Annotated in this window: 22 protein-coding genes; 12 read left to right on the plus strand and 10 right to left on the minus strand. The window is 66.5% G+C overall.

What is annotated here, in order from left to right; genetic code table 11:
• Window positions 1–19: 19 nt before the first annotated feature.
• Together OUY36_RS09355 and fdhF are read right to left on the minus strand one after the other, a co-directional pair.
• The gene (locus OUY36_RS09355) at window positions 20–502 is read right to left on the minus strand and encodes a DUF1641 domain-containing protein (protein ID WP_267937731.1); all 483 of its coding nucleotides are present in this window, start codon (window positions 500–502) and stop codon (window positions 20–22) included.
• Complete coding sequence (fdhF, locus tag OUY36_RS09360) at window positions 502–3,465, minus strand: formate dehydrogenase subunit alpha (RefSeq protein ID WP_267937733.1); 2,964 nt, start codon at window positions 3,463–3,465, stop codon at window positions 502–504. Before fdhF ends, OUY36_RS09355 begins: the two co-directional genes overlap by 1 nt.
• Before the next feature lie 261 nt (window positions 3,466–3,726).
• On the opposite strand from fdhF, the gene OUY36_RS09365 reads away from it, so the two are divergent.
• The 12 genes from OUY36_RS09365 to OUY36_RS09420 are packed head-to-tail and all read left to right on the plus strand — an operon-like array spanning window position 3,727 to window position 15,554.
• Window positions 3,727–4,383, plus strand: coding sequence for a cytochrome c3 family protein (locus OUY36_RS09365; protein WP_267937735.1), 657 nt, complete (start codon window positions 3,727–3,729; stop codon window positions 4,381–4,383).
• 3 nt (window positions 4,384–4,386) lie between these two features.
• A complete protein-coding gene (locus tag OUY36_RS09370) occupies window positions 4,387–7,347 on the plus strand; it encodes a TAT-variant-translocated molybdopterin oxidoreductase (RefSeq protein WP_267937737.1) in 2,961 nt (986 codons plus the stop codon).
• Entirely contained in the window at window positions 7,344–8,732 is a 1,389-nt protein-coding gene (nrfD, locus tag OUY36_RS09375) for an NrfD/PsrC family molybdoenzyme membrane anchor subunit (protein ID WP_267937740.1), read from the plus strand. The genes OUY36_RS09370 and nrfD overlap by 4 nt, the downstream gene beginning before the upstream one ends.
• Complete coding sequence (locus OUY36_RS09380; RefSeq protein WP_152481177.1) at window positions 8,725–9,252, plus strand: DUF3341 domain-containing protein; 528 nt, start codon at window positions 8,725–8,727, stop codon at window positions 9,250–9,252. The genes nrfD and OUY36_RS09380 overlap by 8 nt, the downstream gene beginning before the upstream one ends.
• Window positions 9,249–9,812, plus strand: coding sequence for a c-type cytochrome (locus OUY36_RS09385; protein WP_208218153.1), 564 nt, complete (start codon window positions 9,249–9,251; stop codon window positions 9,810–9,812). Before OUY36_RS09380 ends, OUY36_RS09385 begins: the two co-directional genes overlap by 4 nt.
• On the plus strand, window positions 9,809–10,810 hold the full coding sequence (locus OUY36_RS09390; RefSeq protein ID WP_267937745.1) for a hypothetical protein: 1,002 nt from the start codon (window positions 9,809–9,811) through the stop codon (window positions 10,808–10,810). Before OUY36_RS09385 ends, OUY36_RS09390 begins: the two co-directional genes overlap by 4 nt.
• Entirely contained in the window at window positions 10,807–11,238 is a 432-nt protein-coding gene (locus OUY36_RS09395; RefSeq protein WP_267937748.1) for a hypothetical protein, read from the plus strand. The genes OUY36_RS09390 and OUY36_RS09395 overlap by 4 nt, the downstream gene beginning before the upstream one ends.
• Entirely contained in the window at window positions 11,235–12,038 is an 804-nt protein-coding gene (locus OUY36_RS09400; protein WP_267937751.1) for an SCO family protein, read from the plus strand. The genes OUY36_RS09395 and OUY36_RS09400 overlap by 4 nt, the downstream gene beginning before the upstream one ends.
• A complete protein-coding gene (gene coxB / locus OUY36_RS09405) occupies window positions 12,031–13,032 on the plus strand; it encodes a cytochrome c oxidase subunit II (RefSeq protein WP_267937753.1) in 1,002 nt (333 codons plus the stop codon). Before OUY36_RS09400 ends, coxB begins: the two co-directional genes overlap by 8 nt.
• Complete coding sequence (locus OUY36_RS09410) at window positions 13,029–14,654, plus strand: cytochrome c oxidase subunit I (protein ID WP_110777374.1); 1,626 nt, start codon at window positions 13,029–13,031, stop codon at window positions 14,652–14,654. Before coxB ends, OUY36_RS09410 begins: the two co-directional genes overlap by 4 nt.
• Window positions 14,641–15,288 carry a cytochrome c oxidase subunit 3 gene (locus OUY36_RS09415; protein ID WP_267937755.1) on the plus strand — a complete coding sequence of 216 codons (648 nt, stop codon included), beginning with the start codon at window positions 14,641–14,643 and terminating at the stop codon, window positions 15,286–15,288. Before OUY36_RS09410 ends, OUY36_RS09415 begins: the two co-directional genes overlap by 14 nt.
• Window positions 15,285–15,554, plus strand: coding sequence for a hypothetical protein (locus OUY36_RS09420; RefSeq protein WP_110777372.1), 270 nt, complete (start codon window positions 15,285–15,287; stop codon window positions 15,552–15,554). The genes OUY36_RS09415 and OUY36_RS09420 overlap by 4 nt, the downstream gene beginning before the upstream one ends.
• Window positions 15,555–15,686: 132 nt before the next feature.
• Here OUY36_RS09420 and OUY36_RS09425 read toward each other — a convergent pair whose 3' ends face one another.
• From OUY36_RS09425 to OUY36_RS09460, 8 genes are all read right to left on the minus strand, one after another.
• The gene (locus tag OUY36_RS09425) at window positions 15,687–16,238 is read right to left on the minus strand and encodes a cytochrome b (RefSeq protein WP_152481183.1); all 552 of its coding nucleotides are present in this window, start codon (window positions 16,236–16,238) and stop codon (window positions 15,687–15,689) included.
• A 200-nt stretch (window positions 16,239–16,438) separates the two neighbouring features.
• Window positions 16,439–17,872: a sensor histidine kinase gene (locus OUY36_RS09430; protein ID WP_267937760.1), complete on the minus strand. Its 1,434-nt coding sequence runs from the start codon at window positions 17,870–17,872 to the stop codon at window positions 16,439–16,441.
• On the minus strand, window positions 17,866–18,525 hold the full coding sequence (locus OUY36_RS09435; protein WP_063543475.1) for a response regulator: 660 nt from the start codon (window positions 18,523–18,525) through the stop codon (window positions 17,866–17,868). Before OUY36_RS09435 ends, OUY36_RS09430 begins: the two co-directional genes overlap by 7 nt.
• Window positions 18,526–18,587: 62 nt before the next feature.
• A complete protein-coding gene (locus OUY36_RS09440) occupies window positions 18,588–19,238 on the minus strand; it encodes a tetratricopeptide repeat protein (protein WP_267937763.1) in 651 nt (216 codons plus the stop codon).
• Window positions 19,235–20,071, minus strand: coding sequence for an SDR family oxidoreductase (locus OUY36_RS09445; RefSeq protein ID WP_267937766.1), 837 nt, complete (start codon window positions 20,069–20,071; stop codon window positions 19,235–19,237). The genes OUY36_RS09440 and OUY36_RS09445 overlap by 4 nt, the downstream gene beginning before the upstream one ends.
• The gene (locus tag OUY36_RS09450; protein WP_102841340.1) at window positions 20,058–20,729 is read right to left on the minus strand and encodes a TenA family transcriptional regulator; all 672 of its coding nucleotides are present in this window, start codon (window positions 20,727–20,729) and stop codon (window positions 20,058–20,060) included. Before OUY36_RS09450 ends, OUY36_RS09445 begins: the two co-directional genes overlap by 14 nt.
• Before the next feature lie 15 nt (window positions 20,730–20,744).
• On the minus strand, window positions 20,745–22,190 hold the full coding sequence (locus OUY36_RS09455) for an AMP-binding protein (RefSeq protein ID WP_267937768.1): 1,446 nt from the start codon (window positions 22,188–22,190) through the stop codon (window positions 20,745–20,747).
• Window positions 22,174–22,860 (minus strand): thermostable hemolysin, encoded by a 687-nt coding sequence (locus OUY36_RS09460; RefSeq protein ID WP_200629948.1) that lies wholly within the window; start codon window positions 22,858–22,860, stop codon window positions 22,174–22,176. The genes OUY36_RS09455 and OUY36_RS09460 overlap by 17 nt, the downstream gene beginning before the upstream one ends.
• Between the last annotated feature and the right edge of the window lie 17 nt (window positions 22,861–22,877).

Raw genomic sequence — 22,877 nt, forward strand, 5'->3', positions numbered from 1 at the left:
CGGCCATAGCCACTTCGCCTCATTGCTCGGTCTGCTTGCCACTGAACCTGGTGATCGGTTTTTCCGCGTCCTTGTCCAGACCGCCCGCGAAGCTCTTGAGCCCCTCGATGATGGGCGTCAGCGCCGCCCACAGTTCATCGTCGTGGAGCATCTTGTAGGCGCCGGTAACGCCTGGCGCCTCGTCGTGCTTGCCGTCGGGTTTGTAATGCCCGACGGCATGGAAGGCCTCTTGGAAGGCAAACACCACTTTGCAGAATTGCGCGGGCTCGATGCGCGACAGCGCCATGCCGAGGATCGACAGGTTCTGCACGGCATTGAGCGAGCCTTCCTTACTCATCCCATCGACCAGTACCTTGAGCACGCGGTCATGCGAGCCCGCCAGGTCGTTGGCAAAGCGCAGCACGCCACGTTGGTGCAGGGTTTCGAGCAGGGTATCGAGTTCCTCGCGCGCGCTGGGGCCGATCGGCGTCGGCTTGACGTCGTAGTTGATTCGCTGGGCCATCAGAATCTCTCCGGATGCGGGGCTTGGGCGGGCGGGGCGACGTAGTCGTCGCGGTACCACTTCACCTCGACGGGCACACCTTCGTTGGGGGTGCGCTTGGCGTGGCGGAAGCTGTTGGACGGCAATGGCGGTTCGCCTTTTTCGGCCAGCACTTCCAGCTTCACCGCGGTTTCCTTGTAGGCCGGCGTGTTCACGTCGGGATCGTGGTGCTCGCCGGTCAGCAGGTTGAGGCCAGGCTTGCCTTGGTGGATGGGCATGAACAGCGTCTTGCCGGCGACTCGCTCGGTCACGGTGGCACGCACCTCCACCGAGCCGCGGCGGGAGCTGATCTTCAGCCAGGTGCCGTCCTCGATGCCGCGCTCGGCGGCCAGTTCCGGGCTGACCTCGACGAACCAGTTCGGCGCTTGCGACCAGATGCGTGGGCCGCGCCCGGTCTGATTGGTGGCCTGGAACTGCTCGAGCATGCGGCCGTTGTCGAGCATGATGTCGTACTCGTCGTCGGCGGCTTCGGCCGGCTGCTTCCATTCCAGCGGGAACAGCACGGCCTTGCCGTCGTCGGTGTGGAAGCGCTCGGTGTAGAGCAGCGGTGTGGTGCTGCCGTCGCTCTGCATGGGCCAGAACAGCGATTGCCAGCCTTCGAGCCGCTCGTAGCTGATGCCCTGGAACATTGTGGCGATGCCGGCCGCCTCGTCCATGATCTGGCTCGGATGGGTGTAGCCCCAGTCATGACCCATGCGCTTGGCCAGGTCAGTGAAAATCTGCCAGTCCGGCCGGCTGTTGCCCAGCGGCGGCAGCACCTGGTAGAAGCGCTGGATGCGCCGCTCGGTGTTGGTGAAGGTGCCGTCCTTCTCCACCGAGGGGCAGGCCGGCAGCACCACGTCGGCGAACTCGGCGGTGCGGCTCATGAAGATGTCCTGCACCACCATGAATTCGAGGTGTTCGAAGCCGCTGTGGACGTTCTTGCTGTCGGCGTCGGAGAAGGCGGTTTCCTCGCCGATGATGTACATCGCCTTCACCTCGCCTTCGTCGGCCTTCTGCACCATGGTGAAGTTGTCGTTGCCTTTCTCCAGCGGCAGGCGATCCTTTGGCACGCCCCAGGCCGCGGCCCACTTGTCGCGGTTTTTCTCCTCGGTGACCTTCTCGTAGCCGGGGTACATGTTCTTCAGGCAGCCGAAGTCGCTGGCACCCTGCACGTTGTTGTGGCCGCGCATCGGGTAGCCGCCGGTGCCGGGGCGGCCGTAGTTGCCGGTGACCAGGAGCAGGTTCGACAGTGCCGTGCTGGTGTCCGAGCCGTGACTGTGCTGGGTGATGCCCATAGCCCAGAGCAGGCAGACCGATTCGGCCTGGCCGATCAGCTCGGCGGCCTCGATCAACTTGTCCTTGGCGATGCCGGTGACCTCGGCAGCGAAGTCCATGGTGAAGGGCTCGAGCGACTTACGGTATTCCTCGACCTGATTGACCCGCGCGCGGAGAAATTCCTCGTCTGCATAGCCGTGGTCGAACATGTAGCGCGACAGCGCCGAGGCCCAGACCAGGTCGGTACTCGAGTTGGGCCGCAGGTGCAGGTCGGCACGCTCGGCCATCTCGTGGCGGCGTGGGTCGAACACCACTAGCTTCTGGCCACGATGCTTCTTCTGCGCCTTCAGTTTGGAGGCGATTACCGGGTGGTTCTCGGACAGATTGCTGCCGACGATGACGATCAGGTCGGCCTTTTCCATGTCAGCGATGGTGCCCGAGTCACCGCCGTAGCCGACGGTGCGGAACAGGCCCTTGGTCGCCGGGTTCTGGCAGTAGCGCGACGAGTTGTCGACGCTGTGGGTGCCGATAATCGCGCGGGCGATCTTCTGTGTCAGATAGGCCTCTTCGTTGCTCGCCTTGCTCGAGCCGATGAAGCCGATGGCGTCCGGCCCGTGGGTGTCGCGGATCTGCAGCAGGCGATGGGCGACCAGGTCCAGCGCCTCATCCCAGCTCGCTTCGCGGAACTGGCCGTTCTCGCGGATCAGCGGCGTGGTCAGGCGTTTCGGGTCGTTGACGAAGTCCCAGGCGAACTTGCCCTTGATGCAGGTAGAAATGCCGTTGGCCGGGGCGTCGACCACCGGCTGCACCTTGAGGATGTGCCGGTCGCGTGTCCACATCTCGAACGAGCAGCCCACGCCACAGTAGGTGCACACCGTCTTGGTGCGCTTGATTTCCGGCTGGCGCCAGTGCATGTCCATCTTCGAGAGGGCGGTGATCGGCCGCGCGCCGATGGTCTCCTCGAGCGTCTTGACCATGTTGATCATCGGCCGCTTGACGTCCTGCGGCAGCGCGGTGAAGGGGCCGGCGTCCGGCTGCATGGTCTTTTCCAGCAGCGCGTTGCACGGGCATACGGTGACGCAGTGGCCGCAGCTGACGCAGCTCGACTGGTCGATCGGCTTGCCGCCGTCCCACAGCACCCGCGGGTGCTCCATGGTGAAATCGATCGACAAGGTCTCGTTGACCTCGACGTTCTGGCAGGCCTCGACGCAGCGCCCGCAGAGGATGCATTGGTCCGGATCGTAGGTGTAGAAGGGGTTGGAGTGGTCCTTCTCGTACGGCTTGCGCTTGAATTCGTAGCGCTGGATCGGAGGATTGATCTGCGCGTAGGTGTTGTGCAGCGTGCAGTCGCCCGTGTTGTGCTCGCACAGCGTGCAGTACAGCTCGTGCTTGGCCACTAGCCGGTCCATGCCTTCCTCGCGTGCGGCCTTCGCCTCGGCGATCTCGCTGGTCACCTGCAGGCCGTCGCGTGCCTTGAGCGTGCAGCCGCGCACCAGTTCGCCGTCGACCTGGACCCAGCACACGTCGCAGGTCTGCGGTGAGCCGAGCGCCCGGTGGTAGCAGACGTGCGGCAGGTCGATGCCATGCTTGGCGAGAAAGTCGATCAGCGGGGTCTCGGCCTTACCGACCAGGGCTTTGCCGTCGTAATGGATCGTGCAGTCGCTCATCAGGCCTCCGTCTTGTCGCGGTGGTGGGGCGGGCCGGCGTTCCCTGGCCTGGTGCCGGCACGGTCCGGCGGGTCCTGTCGGCGCTCGTTCCGCCGTGGGTGCGGCGGTCGAGGCTAGCTGTTGTCCATAGCTGACTGACCGGCCTCCGGAAACGTTCCCCGCCGATTGTATGGATTTGGCCGTGGCGTTGAACTCATGCCGTGCGCACGGGCCAGAAACAGACGGATACAAAAACCAAACGACCCGGATCCCGTTCGTCTGATGGCCCAGCTCTTCCCGCGTTCTGCCGACATGTGGCTGCGCCTGGTCCTGCTCCTGCTGTTCCTGGGGCAGGTAGGGGGTTTCGTCGCGTTCGTCATACTGTCGCGTTCGTCCTATGTCACCGGCGTGGGGCTGACGGTGGATCAGCCTGTGCCCTTCAGCCACGAACACCACGCCGGCGCGCTACAGATCGATTGCCGCTACTGCCACGACAATGTCGAGACGAGCGCCGTGGCCGGCCTGCCACCGACGCACACCTGCATGAGCTGTCATTCGCAGTTGTGGACCGGCGCCGAGATGCTCGCGCCGGTGCGCCAGAGCCTCGCGCAGGGCGAGCCGCTGCACTGGAACCGGGTCAACGAGCTGCCGGACTACGTGTTCTTCCACCACGGTGTGCACGTGAACGCCGGCGTCGGCTGCGCCGAATGCCATGGGCAGGTCGACAGCATGCCGCTGATGCGCAAGGCCGAGCCGTTCAGCATGAGCTGGTGCTTGGACTGTCATCAGGACCCGGCGCCGCGGCTACGACCGCGCGCCGCAGTGACCGACATGAGCTGGCACTACGCCGGTGACCGGCGCGCCCTCGGTGAGGCGCTGATGCGCAAGCAACGCATCGCCGAAGGCGACCTGACCCACTGCTACACCTGCCACCGGTAAGCCATGGACATTCGAGACGACGTCAATCCGCAGCACCGCACACCACTCGATTGGACGGCCATCCGTGCGCGTCTGGAAAACGAGCGCGGCCCGCGCTACTGGCGCAGCCTCGAACAGTTGGCCGACGAGCCGTCGTTCGCCGAATTCGTCGAGACCGAGTTTCCCTCGGTTGCGCCGCAGATGGACCGTCGCCGCTTCCTCCAGGTGATGGGCGCCTCGCTGGCAATGGCCGGCCTGGCCGGCTGTGGCAAGCCGGAGAAGGGTGTGCCCTATGTCCGCCAACCGGAAAAACTCATCCCCGGCGAGGCGCAGTGGTATGCCAGTTCGGTAGCCTTCGCCGGCTACGCACAGCCGGTGCTCGGGCGTACCCACGTCGGCCGTCCGACCAAGCTCGAAGGCAACCCGCAGCACCCGGTCAGCGGCGGCGCCAGTACCGCCATCATCCAGGCGATGATTCTTCAGCTGTATGACCCGGACCGCTCGCAGGTGCCACGCTTCAAGGGTGTCGACACCACTTGGGACAGCTTTCAGCACGAGGCCAGCGGCGTCGCCGAGCGCCTCGATCAGCAGCGCGGCCGTGGCCTGCACCTGCTGCTCGGCGCCAGCAGTTCACCGACCTTGCAACGCCAGCTCGGCGACCTGTTGCAGCGCTGGCCCGAGGCCCGTCTGTATCGCTTCGAGCCCTTTGAAGGCGACGGCTACCGTGCCGCCGAGCGTGCCTTCGGCCGAGCGCTGGAAACCCATTACCGCTTCGATGCGGCCGAGTGGGTGCTGAGCTTCGAGCACGACTGGCTCGGCACGGGGCCGCGCGAGCTGCCGCACGCCGTGCGCTGGGGTGAACGCAAGCGCGCCGCAGCGAAGGGAGAGGGCGAGGCGCGGCTGCTGATCGTCGAATCGGTGCCGACGCTGACCGGCGCCAGGGCCAGCGAGCGCAAGCGCATCGAACCCGACGAGCTGCCGCGTTACCTGCAGGCACTGGCGGCCGCGCTCGGCGAGGGGCGCGGTCCCGCCGAGCCATTGCCGGCCGAACGTCAGCGCTGGATCGAGGCCGTCGCCCGCGGGCTTGAGGCGCGGCGCGGCCGTTGCTTGATCACCGCTGGCGAGCGGACCCCGCTGAACGTGCAGGCCGCCGTGCACCGGCTCAACGCGCGGCTCGGCAATGTAGGCCATACGCTCGATTACAGTGAGCCGGTGCTCTGGCTGGAGGCCGGCGGGCAACGTCTGGCCGAGCTGCCGGCGCTGGTCGAGGCGATGCATGCCGGCCAGGTCGAGACGCTGCTGATGCTCGACTGCAACCCGGTGAACACGGCGCCGGCCGATCTCGCGTTCGCCGAGGCGCTCGACCGTGTCCCGTTGCGCATCCATGCCGGGCTCTATTACGACGAGACCGCTGCCTTCAGCCACTGGCACCTGCCGTTGACCCACGACCTCGACGGCTGGCACGACGGCCGCGCCGCGGATGGCAGCGTCTGCCTCGGCCAGCCGCTGGTGCGCACCTTCTACAGCAGCCGCACGCTGTCGGAGATCCTCGCGCTGCTGCAGGGCGATCTCGACCCGAGCGGCCGTGCCGAGCTGCGCAAGACCTGGCAATCGCTCGACGAAAGCGCCTGGCGCCAAGCCCTGGAACGCGGCTTTCTGCCCGACTCGGAACTGCCGCCGGTGAAGGTCGATGCACGACCGCTGGCTTGGGGCGCGCCGCCCGCCGCGGCCGAAGGCCTGTCCCTGCGCTTCCTGCCGGACCCCTGCGTGTGGGACGGTCGGCTGGCCAACCTCGGCTGGCTGCAGGAGCTGCCCAAGCCGATCACCAAGCTGACCTGGGACAACGTCATCGGTGTTGCGCCAAAGCTCGCCGAGGAGCAGCGGCTTTCCAACGGCGACGTGATACGGGTCACGCTGGGCCAGCAGGTGATTGTCGGCCCTGTGTGGATCATGCCCGGCCACGCCGAGCGCACGCTGAGTCTGTACGCCGGCTACGGCCGCTCCCGTGCCGGGCGGGTAGGCGATGACCAGGGTTACGACATCGCGCCGCTGCGCACGGCTGACGAACCCTGGCTGCGCCGCGGCGCAACGCTGGAGAGTACCGGTGAGTACCTGCCGCTGGCGACCACCCAGCCGCAGCACATTCCGCACGGCAAGCAAATCATCAAGAGCGAGCCACGCGAGGCGGCCTACCGCAAGGTTGCGGCAAAACCGACGTACTCGGCCGAGCCGCGCAAGATGCTCTACCCGCCGACGCCGCCGAGCGAACCGGTGTGGGGCATGACCATCGATCTGGACCAGTGCATCGGTTGCAACGCCTGCGTGGTTGCCTGCCAGGCCGAGAACAACGTCCCGGTGGTGGGCAAGGAGCAGGTCGCCATCGGCCGCAACATGCACTGGCTGCGGGTCGACCACTACTACCAGGGCGACCCGGCCGAGCCGGAGTCCTCGGCCTTCCAGCCGGTGCCCTGCATGCACTGCGAGCAAGCGCCCTGCGAGGTCGGCTGCCCGGTCAACGCCACCGTGCACGGCCCGGACGGGCTGAACGAGCAGATCTACAACCGCTGCATCGGCACTCGCACCTGTTCGAGCTACTGCCCGTACAAGGTGCGCCGCTTCAACTGGTTCGACTGGACCGGCGACGACGAGCCGTCGATCCAGCATCAGCGCAACCCCAACGTCACCGTGCGCTCGCGCGGTGTCATGGAGAAGTGCACTTACTGCGTGCAGCGCATCAGCGAGGCCGGGATCGCCGCGCGCATCGAAGACCGGCCTGTGGCTGACGGTGAGGTACAGACCGCCTGCCAGCAGGCCTGCCCGACTCAGGCGATCGTCTTCGGCGACCTGTCGGACCCCGTCGCGCGGGTGCGCGAGGGCCGCGACACCCAGCGTCACTACGCCTTGCTGGAAGAGGTCGGCACGCGACCGAAGACCACCTACCTGGGGCTGGTCGAGCTGCCGAAGGTCGTGGAGGACAACTCATGAGCCACGCCGAGCTCGACCCGCGCTACCCGGGTGCCGACACGCCGCACTTCCTGCCGCGTCAGCTGCCGCTCGGCGAGGTGTCTGACCGTGTGCTGACCATTCCGGTGGATTTCGCCCGCTATCGCCGCGCCTGGTGGGCGCTGTTCATCGTCAGCTGCCTGCTGCTGGGGTTGTTCGTCGCCTCGGCAGTGGTGGTGCTCTGGCGTGGCGTCGGCGTGTTCGGCAACAACATCCCGGTCAATTGGGGCTTTCCCATCCTCAACTACATGTGGTGGCTGGGGATTGGTCATGCCGGCACCTTCATTTCGGCGATGCTGCTGCTGCTCAACCGCCCGTGGCGCAATTCGCTCAACCGCCTGGCCGAGCTGATGACGATCATGGCGGTGGTCTGCGCCGGCATCTACCCGATCCTGCACCTAGGCCGGCCGTGGCTGTTCTACTGGAGCGCTCCCTACCCGAACACCATGGAGCTGTGGCCACAGTTCAAGAGCCCGACGGCCTGGGACTTCTTCGCCGTGCTCGGTTACCTATTCGTCTCGCTGATATTCATCTACATCGGTGCCATTCCGGATTTCGCTTCGGCCCGCGACCACGCCCGCAAGCGCCGCTACAAGGTGTTCTACGGCCTGCTGGCGTTCGGCTGGCGTGGCGCCTCATCGCACTGGGCACACTGGCGCCGGGCCTACCGTTTCGTCGCGCTCCTGGCGATTCCGCTGGTGTTCGCAGTGTCCAGCGGCTACTCCTTCCTGCTCGATCTGGCGCCGGAAACCGGGTGGCACTCGACGGTGTTCCCGCCGTATTTCGTCGCCGGTGCGATCTTCTCCGGCTTCGCCCTGGTGATCGTGATCGCGCTGGGCCTGCGACGCTTCTTCGGCTGGCACCTGCTGATCACGCGCAAGCACCTCGACGTGCTCGGTGTGCTGTTGCTGACCAGTGGCTGGATGACCGCCTACGGCTATTTCGCCGACACCTTCATCGCCTTCTATTCGGGGAAGGAGCATGAGATCACCGTGACGATGGAGCGGCTCAGCGGGCCGATGGCCTGGAGCTGGTGGACGGCGATCTTCTTCAACCTGATCTGCCTGCAGGCGCTCTGGTGGCCGCAGGTGCGGCGCAATGGCAAGGCCTTGCTGGCGATCGCCGTCGGCGTGCTCATTGGCATGTGGTGCGAGCGCTGGATGCTGATCGTCGTGCCGGCGACCCGCGACTACCTGACCTCGTCCTGGCAGAGCTATAGCCCGACGTTCTGGGACTGGTCGCTGTTCATCGGTACCTTCGGCCTGTTCCTGGTGCCGTTCTGCCTGTTCATCCGCCTGTTGCCCATGATCTCGACGTTCGAGGTGAAGGAGGCGCTGCACCGCTATCGGGGAGACGGCGATGACTGAGCGCTGCTACGGCCTGCTCGCCGACTACGCCTATCCCGAGCGGCTGCTGGAGGCCGCCCGCGCGGCCCGCGAAGCCGGCTATACCCGGCTGGAGGCGTACAGCCCGTTCCAGCTACCCGAGCTCGAGCCGATACTCGGCCAGCGCAACAACCGCGCCTACTGGGCCGGCATCCTCGGCGCGCTGGTTGGCGGCGGGCTGGGACTGGCCATGCAGCTCTACGCCAACTGGAGCTACCCGCTCGATATCGGCGGCCGGCCGTTGATCGCGCTGCAGGGCTTCGCGGTGATCACCTTCCTGCTAACGATCACCGGCGGGGCAATCGGTGCGCTGCTGGGGTTGCTGGTGCTCTGCCGGTTGCCCCTGCTGCACCATCCGTTATTCGAGATGGAGGCGTTTCAGCGCGCCACGGACGATCGCTTCCTGCTCTGCATCCGCGCCGACGATCCGCTGTTCGACCCGGTCGGGACTGCCCTGTGGCTCGCTGAGCGCGCGGTGTCGGTGAGCGAGGTGCCTGCATGATCACGTACCGCTGGCGCCACGATGTCCGCTACTGGGTCGGCCTGTGTCTGACCGCTTCAATCCTCGCGCTCGCCGGTTGCGACCAGATGGCCCGGCAGCCGCGCGCCGATGCGCAGGAGGCGAGCCAGTTCTTCCCGGACGGCAAGGTCAACCAGGCGCCGCCGCCGGGCACGGTCGCCCGCGGCGAGCTGGCCCGGGAGGCGGTGCTGGCCAGGCGCCCGCCGCTGACGGCTGCGCTGCTGGCACGTGGCGAGGAGCGCTACCGCGTCAACTGCATGCCCTGCCATGGGCTGGCCGGCGATGGCCTCGGCACCGTGGTCAACCGCGGCTTCCCGCAGCCGCCGGATTTTGCCGAGGCGCGCTTGCGGCAGGCGCCGGATCGGCATTTCCTCGAGGTGATCGAGCACGGCTACGGCGTGATGTACAGCTATGCCGCGCGGGTCGCACCGGCCGATCGCTGGGCGATCGTCGCGCATATCCGCAGCCTGCAGCTGGCCCGGCACGCTGTAGCCGCGGCGTTGCCCCTGGCCGACCGCCAGGCGCTGGAGACGCAGCCATGAGCGGTCGAGATCCGCGCTCGCTGGCCTGGTCCGCGTTCGCCCTGGGCGTGCTGGGCGTTGGCGTCGGGCTACTGTGGGCTCCGCGCGACACCCTGGCGGCCTGCGTCGCCAGTGTGCTCGGGCTTGCCGGCCTTCCGCTCGGCGGGTTGGCGCTAGGCCTGGCGCTGGCGCCTGTCAGCGGCAGCGCGCGCGACCAGCTCTGGCCCTGGGCACTGGTGGCGAGCCGGGCCATGCCGGCGCTAGTGCTGATGGTGCTGCCCGGCCTGCTCGGCGCCGGGTTGATTTACGAATGGATGCACCAGTACAGCAACGGCTTTCGCGCGCTCTGGTTGTGGTGGCCGAGTTTCGTCGTGCGTGGCCTGCTGTACGTTGCGCTCTGGTGGGCGCTGGCGCGCTGGCTGTTGCCGACCACCTTGCGTAACCCCGCCGGCGCCGGGCTGGGGCTGATCGCGGTGGTGTTGAGTGTGTCCTTGGCCGCGATGGATTGGGCGCAATCGATGGCGCCGCACTTCGCCTCGAGCATCTTCGGCCTGCTCTGGCTCGGTCGGCTGCTGCTGTCGGGCATCGCCGCCTGCATCCTGCTGTGCCTGATGGCTGGCGCGTCGCGCCCGGGCGTGCTGCGCGGGCTGCTTTGCGCCGCGACGCTGGCGTGGATCTACCTGCATTTCATGCAGTACCTGATCGTCTGGTACGGCAACCTGCCGGAGGAGGTGCACTGGTACGAGGCGCGCGGGCGCGAATGGCCGCTGTTGACCTGGCTGGTGTCGCTGCAGAGCCTGGTCTTCTTCGCGACCTGGTGGCCATTTTCCGGACGGCACCGACCGCTGACCGTGCTCGCTGCCGCCACGCTGCTGCTGGGGCTGGCCGAAGGTGCCTGGCTCAGCCTGGCCAGTCTGGCCGGGCTGAACGCGCTCTGGGTTGGGCTGGCCATGGCCGCCGCGGTGGCAGCGGGCGCAGGGGCGATGGCCCTCCAGGTCCTGCCGAGGAGGTCCGCATGAGCGTGCCGGTCGATCCACGTTCGCGCGAAGACGGTTTCGAGCATCAGGATGCCAACGTCAAGGTGCTGCTGGTGATCGGTTTTGGTCTGCTGGCGACACTGGTGGCCGGGCTGCTGGGTGTCGGCATGCTGATTGGCTACTACAACTCAGAACCCGAGGTACGGGTGACGGCGCTGGAGCGCGACACGATCATCCCGCCTCGGCCGCGCCTGGAAAGCGACGCGCACCGCAACGCCAAGCGGGTCATTGGCGAGGCGGAGGAGCGCCTGCGCCACTACGCCTGGGCCGACCGCGAGGCCGGCATTGCGCGCATTCCGCTGGAACGCGCGCGTGCGCTGCTACTCGAGCGCGGCTGGCCGGCGCCGGTGGAGGCTCGCGGCGACGAAGGCGTTCGTCTGCAACAGGCCAAGCGGAGGGCCGAGCCATGACGATCCGCCTGCTGCTCGCCGCCTGGCTGCTGATGCTGGGTCTGATCGCTCACGCCGACGAGCCCTTCGATCCCTTCGCCGCCGCCGGCATCGATGCTCGCCCCGGCGCGCAAGTGCCGCTGGACATGCGTTTTACCGACGACAGCGGCACCCCGGTGACCCTCGGCGATTTGCTCGACGGTCGGCCGGCGGTGCTGGTGCCGGTCTATTACAACTGTCCGAACGTCTGTGGCACGCAGCTGGCTAGCCTGTTCAATCTGCTCAGCGCGGTACCCTTCGAGCTTGGCAGGGATTATGTGCTGATCGTCTACAGCTTCGACCCGCGCGAGACGCCGGCTGACGCCCGCGCTGAGCGTGACAGGCTGGCCAGGCGCTGGCCGCGGCTTGCCAGGTCGGATGCGGTCCATCTGCTGACCGGGCCGGAGACATCGAGCGGCCGCGTCAGCGAGGCGCTGGGTTTTCGTTACCGCTGGGACGCGCAGATTGACGAGTACGCCCATGCCTCGGCGGTGGCCGCGCTGAGCCCGGCCGGCGTCCTGGTGCAGTGGCTCTACGGGCTCGGCTATCAACCCAACGACCTGCGCCTGGCGCTGACCGAGGCAGGGGAAGGGCAGGTGGGTGATTTCAGCGATCAGCTCCTGCTGCTCTGCTACCACTACAACCCGCGCACCGGTGGCTATGACAACTGGGTAATCGGGGCGCTGCAGGTTGCCGGTACCGGCACGGCGGCGCTGTTGCTCGGTTTCATCGGGTTGTCGCTATGGCGCGAACGGCGCAAGCGGGAGGCCGGCGATGAATGAGTTCGTGCGCTTGTGGCCGCAGACGGCCTCGGAGCATGCGCAAAGCATCGATGCGCTGGTCTGGTCGTTCACCGGAATGATGACGATCTTCGTGGTGCCGGTGTTCGTGCTCACCATCCTGTTCGCCATCCGCTATCGCAAAGGCACCAGGGTGCCGCGCGACCACCGCCCGCGCGGCAGCATGAAGGTGGAGATGACTTGGATCGTGCTGCCCTTCATCGGTTCGATGATCATCTACCTGGTCTCGGCCAAGCTGTACTACGAGGTACGCACGCCACCGGCCGATGCGATCGAGATCCAGGTAGTCGCCAAGCAGTGGATGTGGAAGTTCCAGCACCCCGGCGGGCAGCGCGAGATCAATACGCTGCATGTGCCGGTGGGGCGCCCCGTGCGGCTGAACATGATCTCCCAGGACGCCATCCACAGCCTGTATTTCCCGGCCCTGCGCATCAAGCAGGACCTGCTGCCCGGGCGCTACACGCAGCTGTGGTTCAACGCTACCGAGGCTGGCCGCTATGAGGCGTTCTGCGCCGAGTACTGTGGTACCGACCATTCGAAGATGCTCGCCACGCTGATCGTGCAGCCGCCGCAGGAGTACGAGCGCTGGCTGTCGCAGGCCGGTGCCAGCGAGTCGTTGGCCGAGCAGGGCGCAGTATTGTTCCGCCAGTTCGGCTGCAGCGGCTGCCACGGTCCGGCCTCGGTGGCCAAGACGCCGAATCTGCAGGGACTCTACGGCCGCCGGGTAGCGCTGGACGACGGCAGCTCGGTACTCGCCGATCAGGCCTACATCCGCGACAGCATCCTGTTGCCGCACAAGCACATCGTTGCCGGTTACGAGCCGATCATGCCGAGCTTTGCCAACGTGATCGACGAGGAGGGTGTACTGCGCCTGACCGCATACATCCGGTCGCTCGGGCAGGTCGGTGAAGGCGGGCAGGGCGAACCGCATGCTGACAGCCCGCGCAGTTCGACTTCAGAGGAGATGCAGCCTTGAGCCAGAAGAACCCCGCCGCCGACCGCGCGCCCAGTTACCTCGCCGACGAGCACGGGTTGCGTACCTGGCTGCTGACCACCGACCACAAACGCATCGCGATTCTCTACCTGATCGGCGTCACCGCGTTCTTCTTTCTCGGCAGTCTCGCCGCCAGCCTGGTGCGTATCGAGCTGGTCACACCCGAGGGCGACCTGCTCAGCCCCGATGGTTACAACCGCGCCTTCACCCTGCATGGCGTGGTGATGGTCTGGTTCTTCCTGATCCCGTCGATCCCGGCGGTGTTCGGCAATTTCCTCATCCCGATCATGATCGGCGCGAAGGACATGGCTTTTCCCAAGCTCAACCTGTTCAGCTGGTACCTGCTGGTCGGCGGCGGGATATTCACCCTGTACGCGCTGCTGGCTGGCGGCGTCGATACCGGTTGGACCTTCTACACCCCGCTGTCGACGATGTTCAGCAACGGTCATGTGGTGGCGGTGATCCTCGGTGTGTTCATCGTCGGCTTCTCGTCGATCCTCACCGGCTTGAACATCATCGTTACCATCCACACCCTGCGCGCGCCGGGGATGACCTGGTTCCGCCTGCCACTGTTCTGCTGGTCGCTGTACGCCACGTCGGTGATTCTGGTACTGGCTACGCCGGTGCTGGCGATCACGCTGCTGCTGGTGGCGGGTGAACACCTGTTCGGCATCGGAGTGTTCGACCCTCGCCTGGGCGGCGATCCGCTGCTGTTTCAGCACCTGTTCTGGTTCTACAGCCACCCGGCGGTGTACATCATGATCCTGCCGGCGATGGGCGTGATGAGCGAGCTGATCACCGCGGCGGCGCACAAGCGCATCTTCGGCTACAGCTTCGTTGCCTATTCGAGCCTGGCGATCGCGGTGATCGGCTTCATGGTCTGGGGCCACCACATGTTCGTCGCCGGGCAGTCGATGTACGCCAGCATGGTGTTCTCGCTGCTCAGCTTCCTGGTCGCGATCCCCTCGGCGATAAAGGTCTACAACTGGACTGCCACGCTCTACAAGAGCAACCTGACCATCGATGCGCATTTCCTCTATGCGCTGACCTTCATCGGCCTGTTCGTCATCGGCGGCATCACCGGCCTGTTTCTCGCACTGCTGGCAGCGGACGTGCATGTGCACGACACCTACTTCGTGGTCGCCCATTTCCACTACATCATGGTCGGCGCGGCGGTCGCCGGCTTCTTCGGCGGGCTGCACTTCTGGTGGCCGAAGATGACCGGGCGGATGTACTCGCAGCTGTGGGGCAAGATCGCCGCGGTGATGATCTTCTGCGGCTTCAACCTGACCTTCTTCCCGCAGTTCCTGCTCGGCTATCTCGGCATGCCGCGGCGCTATCACGGCTATCCCGAGGACTTCCAGTTCCTCCATGTGCTGTCCTCGACGGGGGCGGCGCTACTGGCGGTTGGCTACGTCATGCCGTTCTTCTATCTGCTTTGGTCGCTACGCTATGGGCCAAAGGCGTCGGATGATCCCTGGGAAGCCGCCGGGCTGGAATGGCGCACTTCCTCGCCGCCGCCGAAGCACAATTTCCTGCAGACGCCGATCGTCGATTTCGAAGCCTACGACTATCCGCCCGAGGCGACTCATGGACGTGCGTGAGCAGTACCTGGCCGAGCCCTACCAGACCGCTGCCCAGCAGCGGGAGGCGAGCTTCCTCGGCATGTGGTTGTTCCTCGCCACCGAAATCATGATGTTTGGCGTGTTGTTCCTGGTCATCACCTATTACCGGCTGCAACATCCCGCCGCGGTTGGCGAGGCGGTGCAGCACCTGCATGCCGTTCTGGCCGGTTTCAACAGTGTGCTGCTGCTGACCGGCAGTCTGTGCATGAGCCTGATGGTGCAGGCTTCGCGGTTGGGCCATTACCGCCGGGTACAGCAGTTGCTGTTGTTGACGGCGTTCTTCGGTCTGTCTTTTCTGGGGGTTAAGGCATTCGAGTACGGCTGGGAATATCGCGAAGGGCTGCTGCCAGGGGCGGGTGAGGCATCGCCACTCAGGTCAGAGGCTGCGCGGCTGTTCATGAACATCTACTTCTTCAGCACGGCCTTGCATGCAGTGCACGTGAGCGTTGCCGTGCTGATCGTGCTGGGGATGGTGTTGCGCATTCATTTCACTCACATGAAGCTGCCACAGCGGGCCATCACGCTGGAAATGGTCGGTCTGTACTGGCATCTGGTAGACATGGTCTGGATCTTTCTCTACCCCTCGCTCTATCTGGTCGGGAGGGCGATATGAGAACAGGCAAGCTAGTGCTGATCTATGCCGGTTTGCTGGTGCTGCTGGCCATTGGCGCGACGATAGCCATCCGGTATCCACAATGGGCATATGTCGCGCTGGCTTGTGCTGCCGGACAGGCCGCGCTCGTGCTTTTCGGCCTCGCTCAACTCGGCACACACTCGCCGTTGGTGCGCTTCTTCGCGCTAGGGGCAGGCTTCTGGCTGGTGTTGATGTTTACCCTGTCGCTGTCCGATCTGCTCACCCGCTCTGGTGCTGCTGTCTAGTCGCAAACGAGGACTGCGTGTCTTACGCCGGTCACGCCGGTGCGCGATGGGAATTTCCTGTTTGCTCGATGATTTGTGGGCCGGATGAGAACGCCCAGGCAGCTACAGTTTCTGGGCGTTCTGATGGGCAGGTCAGGATCGCGGCGAAGACGGCAGCATCCGCTGTAACGTACCGTCGCGGCGTACGTACTGATGGAACAGCGCGGCCGCGGCATGCAGCCCGATCAGCCAATAGCCGGCTACCGCCAACGTTTCATGCAGTTCCTTGAAATCGCCGGCCAGCTTCTTGTCCGCACCGATCAGTGCAGGCAGCTCGAGGCCGAAGAAGGGAATCGGCTTGCCCGCCGCGCTCAGTGTCAGCCAGCCCAGCAGCGGCAGGCCGATCATCAGCGCGTACAGCCCCGAGTGCATCAGTTTGGCCAGGGCGTGTTCCCAAGCTGCGCCGGCAAGCGCCCTGGGTGCCGGATGCAGCCAGCGGGCAATCAGCCGCAGCCAGACCAGCACGAATACCGTCATGCCGAGCATGAAGTGCCAGTGCTTGAGCAGTTCGCGGGGTTCGCTGCCCTTGGCGAAGTTGCCCTTGAGTTCGATGGTGGCGTAGACCGCGGCAATCAACAGCAGCATTAGCCAGTGCAGGGCGATGCTCAGTCGGCCGTAGCGCGCCAGTGGGGTGGAAGCAGCCATTTTCACGCACTCCGTGTGGGGATATGTCGGCAGTCTAGGACGCCTGGCTTAAGCGAACCTTAGCGAGCGGCCGCGCCAGCTGCGGCAGGCTGTCGCGGTATCTGCGGAGCTGCGGGCAGGGGCGGTGGATCGCTTCGGCCCTCCACCCTACGGACGGTGCCTGCTGCGGGCTACGCGACTCCGGCGCCGACGCGCGGCACCTATTCCGCCACTGGCTGCGGCTGGCGGGGCAGGTGCACGCTGACCTGCAGGCCGCCCAGGGGCGAGTCGGCCAGTTCGATGCTGGCACCATGCAGCTCGGCGATACGCGCGACGATGGCCAGACCCAGCCCTGCGCCCTCGCCGTCGCTCTGGCGGTAGAAGCGCTCGAACAGCTTGTCCCGTTGTGTCGCTGGCACGCCCGGGCCGGTGTCATCCACCCGCAGCGTGACAGTGGTCGCGTTGGTCTGGAGACCTACCTGGATCTGGCCGCCTTCCGGTGTGTACTGCAGGGCGTTGCCGACCAGGTTCTGCAGCAGCGTGGCCAGGCTCGCCGCATCGCCGCTGAGGTGGGAGTCGGCCTGCTCGTCGGCCTCCAGCGTCAGCTCCTGGCCGCGTGCCAGCGCTAAAGGCGTCAGCTCGGCCAAGGTTTCACGACACAGCGGCAGCAGATCGATGTCTGCCAGGCTCAGGCGCTGGGCGCTCGGCTCCAGGCGCGCCAGGGTCAGCAGTTGGGTGACCACCCGGGTGGTGCGGTCGACGCCGGCGATCAGCTGTTCGAGGGCCTGCTCGCGTTCGCCCTCGCTGGCAGCCTGTTGGGCGTTCTGCGCATGGATGCGCAGCACCGCCAGCGGCGTGCGCAATTCATGGGCGGCATCGGCGATGAAGCGTTTCTCGCGTTCCAGCAACTGGTTGACCTGCTGCAACAGGCGGTTCAATGAGGCGGCCACCGGCTCCAGTTCCTGTGGCAGCGGTGCGAGCAGCAAGGGCGCGAGGTTGTGTGGGTCGCGGCTCTTGAGCAGCTGCGCCATGCGTGCCAGTGGGCGCAGGCCCCAGCCCACCGCCAGCCAGATCAGCAGCGCCAGCAGCGGCAGGCCAATCAGGTCGGGCAGCAGGCTGCGGCGGGCGATCTTGCCGACCAGTTCGCCGCGCACATCGCCGCGTTCGCTGAGCAGAATCCACAACCCATCCTCGCGGTCCTCCAGCAGGAACAGGCGCCAGGCGTGACCGCCCAGCAGCACGTCGTGGTAGCCGGCGGGCAGTCGTGCGAAGTTCGGCGCATCGCCAAGCCCGGCGAGCAGCTGCTGCAGTGCGCCATCCGGAGCGCCGGCTGACTGCAGCAGGGTGCTGCCGTCGGTGGCATACACCTGAAAGCCCAGCTTGGTCTCGTAGTCGTGGCCGGGTACGCCCTGGTCGCGGCGTGCGTTCACCGCGGCATTGAGTGCCGCCTGCAGCGCACCGCGGGCCTGCGGGTCCATCTCGCGGCCGACCAGCCCCTGCACCAGCCGCGCACTCTGCGCCAGCTGGGCGTCGAACAGCTCCTCGATCTCATGACGGGCGTCGCGGTAGCTGCGCCAGGAAATCAGGCTCAGCGAGATCAGCAGAGTGCCGAGCAGCAGGGCCAGGGTGCGCTGGCGGATCGAGCGCTTCAGCATTTGTCCACCAGATAGCCGACGCCGCGTACGGTGCGGATCAGCTCGGGAAAGAACTTCTTGCGCAGGTGATGGATGTGCACCTCCAGCGCGTTGCTCTCGACTTCCTCGTCCCAGCCGTAGAGCACCTGCTGCAGGCGATCACGGGTCAGCACGCGACCGGGCTGGGCGATCAGCTCGTGCAACAGGACGAACTCCTTGCGCGGCAGGTTGATCGGCGTGCCCTGGTAGCTGACCTGCTGATTGACCGGATCGAGGCGAATCCCGCGGTAATCCAGCACCGGCTCCGGCCGGTTGAAGCTGCGCCGCAGCAGAGCGCGCAGGCGTGCCTTGAGCTCGGCGACATCGAAGGGTTTGACCAGGTAATCATCGGCGCCGGCATCCAGCCCGGCGATGCGGTCGTCCGTGGCATCGCGGGCGGTGAGCACCAGCACCGGCAGCGGATTGCCGGCGGCGCGCAGGCGCTTGAGTAGCTCAAGCCCGTCCAGCCGCGGCAGACCGAGATCGAGGATGGCCAGCTCAAAGCTCTCGTGGCTCAGTGCATGCAGCGCGCTGGCCCCGTCCTGCAGCCAGTCGACCGTGTAGCCCTCGGGCCTGAGCGCGGTGCGGATGCCCTCGCCAAGGGCGCGATCGTCTTCCACCAGCAGAATGCGCATGTCGTTCCTGTCGTCTTGAAGGGGTCGCGGCATTGCTGTGCATTCAACGCCGCCGCAGCCGGTTATTCCAGCTTTTCCTTGACCTGCGCGAGCAGCGCACGAGCTTCGTCGCGGCGCCCGGCATCGGCGACTTCACGACCGGGGCGGGCCGGCGCGGCGAGCGCTTTTTCCAGCGCCGTGCGCGCTTCGCCGTAGCGCTTCTGGCGCAGCAGGAAATCGCCGTGGAAATAGTTCGGGTCGATACCGTTCGGGTTCAGCGCCAGTGCCTGCTGGAACAGCGCCTCGGCCTTGTCCTCGTCGCCGAAGCCGATCGGCCAGCCGGGCACCTGATAGTAGAGGCTGGCCAGGCTGGTATAGGCCGAACCATCCAGCGCCGTGGCGTCGAGCTCGATGGCCTTTTCGAATTCGGCCTTGGCCTGTTTGACCAGTGCCAGCGCGCCGAGACCGCCCTTGGCGCCGGCCCAGGTACTGAGCACGATGCCGTGCCAGACATGCAGCTCGGCGGCGTTCGGCTCGGAGGCCACGACCTGTTTCGCCTCGTCGGCCAGTTTGGCGAAGGCGGCTTCGCGCTTTGCCTCTGGCGTCTGGTAGTTGATCTCCGCCCAGTGCGTCTGGATCTGGCGCAGTGACGATTCACCGGCCGGACTGAGGGCGAAGGAGAGTTGGCTGGCGAGGGCCAGCATCAGGGCGCAGAGGCCGAGCAGAGGCTTCATGGGTGTTCTCCGGTGGAGGTGGGTTGTGATGCGGGTGGCTGTGGTTGTTCTGCGCGGGCGAAGCGCTTGACCACCGGCAGCTGCTTGCGCAGCGCCAGGTCGACCAGTCGCGGCAGCAGGCCGTTGAAGCGCACGAAGAGTTTTTCCGGCCAGCCGAGGTAGAGCTCTTCGCGCTCGCTGACGATGGCGCGCAGGATCTGCTCGGCGACCTCGCGGGGGTCGTCCATTTCCACCTTCAGCTCGTCGTTCATCGCCACCACCTGGGCGCTGTTCATGGCCGTGCGGGTGGCGCGCGGAGCGATGTAGAGCACCTTGATCTGGCTGTCGGCCAACTCGCGGCGCAACGCCTCGGAGAAACCGCGCAGGGCGAACTTGCTCGCGCAGTAGGCGGCGAAGCCGGGAAAGCCGATCGAACCAAAGGTCGAACCGAGGTTGACCAGCAGCGCCTGTGGTTGCTGGCGCAGCAGCGGCAGCAGCAGGTGGGTCAGCTGTAGGGTGGCGGTGACGTTGAGTTCGATCAGCCGGGCGATGGCGTCCTCGCTCTGGCTCTCCAGCAGGCTGAACTGGTTGATCCCGGCGGCATTGACCAGGCAATTGAGCCCGCCGAAGCGCCGCGCGGCGTCCAGCACCAGCTGTCGTCCGTTGCGCTGGCTGAGGTCGGCCGTGACCAGGCTGATCTGCGCGGGATAACGGCGGGCCAGGGTTTCCAGGGCAATGCTGCCGCGCCCCACCAGCAGCAATTGCGCACCCTGGGCACAGAGCTGTTCGACCAGCAGCTGGCCGATACCGCCGCTGGCGCCGGTGAGCAGGATGCGCGCGTCACGCAGTTGCATGGTCGTGCTCCGCTGCGGTCAGGCTGCGGAAGATGTCGCCGTAGAGGCGATAGACCACGCGGGCGGTGTGCACCACCGCGGCCTTGTCGTCCTCGTTGTCGAGGCGGTTCATCAGCTTCTTGAAGAACTCGATGTGCTCCATGTCCAGGCTGCCGTGGGAGGTCAGGTAGCTGAACGCCTTGGCCGGCAGCTGGAGTTTGTCCTGCAGCACGCCGGCGGCCTGGGTGGCAAGGGCGATGCTGGTGCCTTCCAGCACGTTGACCATGCCGAAGAAACTCGCCGGGTTGTGCCGGGCGATGCGGTCGTAGACATAGGCGACCATCAACTCGGTAGGCAGCGCCGGCTGACCGTGGCGCACCGCCTCGGCATCGCCGCCGCAAGCGCGGATGTCGTTGAGGATCCACTCCTGGTGGCCGATTTCCTCCTCGATGTACTCGGCGATCGCTTCGCGCAGCCATTCCAGTCGCTCCGGCAGGCGAGCGCCACAGGCCATCAGCAGCGGTACGGTGTGCTTGACGTGGTGGTAGGCCTGGGTGAGGAAAGCGATGTACTGCTCAAGGGTGGCGCTGCCGTCGAGCGCCGAATGGATGATCGGCGCGGCCAGCAGGTATTCGCGTTCGGCGCTGGTCTGGTGTTGCAACTGGTCGAAGAAATTCATGGTGAACCTCGAAAGTCAGGACTGAAGGGCGTTGATCGCCGATTGGTAATGGTTGAAGAGGGCATTGCGACGCAGGCGGCCGTTGGCGGTGGCCAGGCCGTTGCTGGCGCTGAACGGCGCATCGGCACGCAGCCACCGGTGTACGCGGGCGTAGTCAGGCAGGCCGGCATTGACCCGCTCCACTGCCGCTCGCAGCTCGGCGTCCCTCAGGTCGGGGCGGCGTGGCACCAGCACCGCGACGTTCTGCGCCAGCGCCTCGCCATGCAGCCAGGCCTGGGCGATCGGCGCCTGCTGAACCAGTTCGGCCTCCACCCATTCCGGGTTGACGTTGCGCCCGTAGGCGGTGACGAACTGGTGCTTCTTGCGTCCGTGCAGGGTCAGGAAACCGTCCTCGAAATGGCCGAGGTCACCGGTCGCCAGCCACTCGCCGGTGAGCGGCGGCTCGCCGAGGTAGCCGAGCATGTGCGGGCCGCGCACCAGTACCTCGCCGTCGTCGGCCAGGCGCAGCTCGACGTGCGGCAAGGACCGGCCGACCGTGCCGATGCGCCGTGCCTCCGGCGTGTTCAGGCAGACCACCGAGGCGCATTCGGACAGCCCGTAGCCTTCGTACACCGGCAGCCCGAGGTGCCCGGCGCGTTCCAGGAGTTGCGGCGCCACGCGACCGCCACCGACGGCGATAAAGCGCAGCGACGTCGGCAGCGGTACGCCCTGTTCGGCGGCGCTGACCAGCGCCAGCAGCAGCTGCGGCAGCAGGATCAGGCTGTGCGGCCGGTTATCGTTCAGCGTCGCGAGAAAGCGCGGCAGATCGAAACCTGCGGCGCCGCTGAAACCGATTTCGGCCAGCGGGTGCAGCTCGATCCGCGCACCGGCCAGCAGCGGCGCGTAGAGCCCGGCGATGTTTTCCAGCAGTGTCGCCAGCGGCAGCACGCACAGGTGTTGCCGCACTTCACACGGCAGGCTGGCCTGCCACAGGCTTTCGGCCACCGCCAGCTGTGCCTCGGCATCCAGGCAGACGCCCTTGGGCTGCCCGGTGGTGCCGGAGGTGTAGGTGATCTTCAGCGTGCCGTCGGGCACCGGCGTGACGGTGTCCGGCTGGCGCAGTTGCAAGCCGGCGTCACCCGGCTGGAAGCCGCAGCGCTCGCTGAGCGGGCTGCTGGCGCCGATCAGGCAGTCGATGCCGGCGTGGTTCAGCACATGCTCCTGCTGCGCCGGGGAAAAGAACCCCGGCAGCGGCACGCAGACCAGTCCGGCGCGCAGCAGCGCCAGATCCCACAGCGCCCAGTCCAGGCCGTTGTCCAGCGCCAGGGCGACGCGCTGCACACCGAGTTGTTGCAGCTGGCTGGCGCGTGCGGCCACCTCGTGGCGCAATTCGGCGTAGCTCAGTTGGCGCGGGCCTTCGACCAGGGCGATGCCGCTGTGCCGTTCAAGCGTCGCCCAGAAACGTTCAGCTGCAGGCTGCATGGGGCACCTCGCCGGTGAACAGCGGCTGGTAGCCGAGCCGCGCGTAGATGCCCAGCTGCAGCAGGCGCTGGTGCCCTGGCAGGATCTCGCCGGCCATCAATTGCGGGCGGCTGGCGTAGTAGCTGCCCCAGTCGGCCAGCTCGTCGCCCATTCGCGTCGCGTCGGCCGGCCCCAGTGGCAGCGGCTCCAGGGCCAGGCGCTGGAAGCTGTTGAGCAAGGCCGGCGTGCCGGTGAACACCACCCAACGAAAGCCCTGAGCGACCAGCAGATCGGTCAGCGCGACGATCAAGAGCCGCGCCGAGGCATTGCCAAAGGCCGCCAGGTTGCCGACCTCGACAATCTCCTCGCGCGGCACCGGGCGGCCGCTGCGGCGGGCAACGGCCTGCTCGATCGGTTCGTCCAGATAGCGTTCGAGAAACAGCGGGCGGCGTTGCGCGCTGCGCAGGCCGACCGCGCCCTGCACCTGGCCGCCGTCGCCATGCAGGCCGAGCAGGCAGGGCATGAAGTGGCGCACCCGCGCCCCGTAGTGCTCGGCGAAACGCTGGCGAATGAAGTCTTCCAGGGCCAGCCGTCGCGGGTCCTCGCCGGCCTGCGTCAGTTGCAGGCAGAGCGATGGCTCGCGGCCGATGCGGGCCAGTATGTCAGTGTGATCAACCCAGGGCAGTTCCATCGGGGAACCTCGGTTAG

This window comes from Stutzerimonas sp. R40042 (assembly GCF_026642215.1).
GTDB classification, from domain to species: Bacteria; Pseudomonadota; Gammaproteobacteria; order Pseudomonadales; family Pseudomonadaceae; genus Stutzerimonas; species Stutzerimonas frequens.

What these genes read in the sequence shown, in the direction of transcription:
- OUY36_RS09425 (WP_152481183.1), bottom strand. Translation starts at nt 16,238, where the DNA reads ATGGCTGCTTCCACCCCACTGGCGCGCTACGGCCGACTGAGCATCGCC.
- OUY36_RS09415 (WP_267937755.1), top strand. Translation starts at nt 14,641, where the DNA reads ATGGACGTGCGTGAGCAGTACCTGGCCGAGCCCTACCAGACCGCTGCC.
- OUY36_RS09400 (WP_267937751.1), top strand. Translation starts at nt 11,235, where the DNA reads ATGACGATCCGCCTGCTGCTCGCCGCCTGGCTGCTGATGCTGGGTCTG.
- OUY36_RS09380 (WP_152481177.1), top strand. Translation starts at nt 8,725, where the DNA reads ATGACTGAGCGCTGCTACGGCCTGCTCGCCGACTACGCCTATCCCGAG.
- OUY36_RS09435 (WP_063543475.1), bottom strand. Translation starts at nt 18,525, where the DNA reads ATGCGCATTCTGCTGGTGGAAGACGATCGCGCCCTTGGCGAGGGCATC.
- OUY36_RS09390 (WP_267937745.1), top strand. Translation starts at nt 9,809, where the DNA reads ATGAGCGGTCGAGATCCGCGCTCGCTGGCCTGGTCCGCGTTCGCCCTG.
- OUY36_RS09440 (WP_267937763.1), bottom strand. Translation starts at nt 19,238, where the DNA reads ATGAAGCCTCTGCTCGGCCTCTGCGCCCTGATGCTGGCCCTCGCCAGC.
- nrfD (WP_267937740.1), top strand. Translation starts at nt 7,344, where the DNA reads ATGAGCCACGCCGAGCTCGACCCGCGCTACCCGGGTGCCGACACGCCG.
- OUY36_RS09445 (WP_267937766.1), bottom strand. Translation starts at nt 20,071, where the DNA reads ATGCAACTGCGTGACGCGCGCATCCTGCTCACCGGCGCCAGCGGCGGT.
- OUY36_RS09430 (WP_267937760.1), bottom strand. Translation starts at nt 17,872, where the DNA reads ATGCTGAAGCGCTCGATCCGCCAGCGCACCCTGGCCCTGCTGCTCGGC.
- OUY36_RS09365 (WP_267937735.1), top strand. Translation starts at nt 3,727, where the DNA reads ATGGCCCAGCTCTTCCCGCGTTCTGCCGACATGTGGCTGCGCCTGGTC.
- OUY36_RS09385 (WP_208218153.1), top strand. Translation starts at nt 9,249, where the DNA reads ATGATCACGTACCGCTGGCGCCACGATGTCCGCTACTGGGTCGGCCTG.
- OUY36_RS09420 (WP_110777372.1), top strand. Translation starts at nt 15,285, where the DNA reads ATGAGAACAGGCAAGCTAGTGCTGATCTATGCCGGTTTGCTGGTGCTG.
- OUY36_RS09455 (WP_267937768.1), bottom strand. Translation starts at nt 22,190, where the DNA reads ATGCAGCCTGCAGCTGAACGTTTCTGGGCGACGCTTGAACGGCACAGC.
- OUY36_RS09370 (WP_267937737.1), top strand. Translation starts at nt 4,387, where the DNA reads ATGGACATTCGAGACGACGTCAATCCGCAGCACCGCACACCACTCGAT.
- OUY36_RS09450 (WP_102841340.1), bottom strand. Translation starts at nt 20,729, where the DNA reads ATGAATTTCTTCGACCAGTTGCAACACCAGACCAGCGCCGAACGCGAA.
- OUY36_RS09395 (WP_267937748.1), top strand. Translation starts at nt 10,807, where the DNA reads ATGAGCGTGCCGGTCGATCCACGTTCGCGCGAAGACGGTTTCGAGCAT.
- coxB (WP_267937753.1), top strand. Translation starts at nt 12,031, where the DNA reads ATGAATGAGTTCGTGCGCTTGTGGCCGCAGACGGCCTCGGAGCATGCG.
- OUY36_RS09460 (WP_200629948.1), bottom strand. Translation starts at nt 22,860, where the DNA reads ATGGAACTGCCCTGGGTTGATCACACTGACATACTGGCCCGCATCGGC.
- fdhF (WP_267937733.1), bottom strand. Translation starts at nt 3,465, where the DNA reads ATGAGCGACTGCACGATCCATTACGACGGCAAAGCCCTGGTCGGTAAG.
- OUY36_RS09355 (WP_267937731.1), bottom strand. Translation starts at nt 502, where the DNA reads ATGGCCCAGCGAATCAACTACGACGTCAAGCCGACGCCGATCGGCCCC.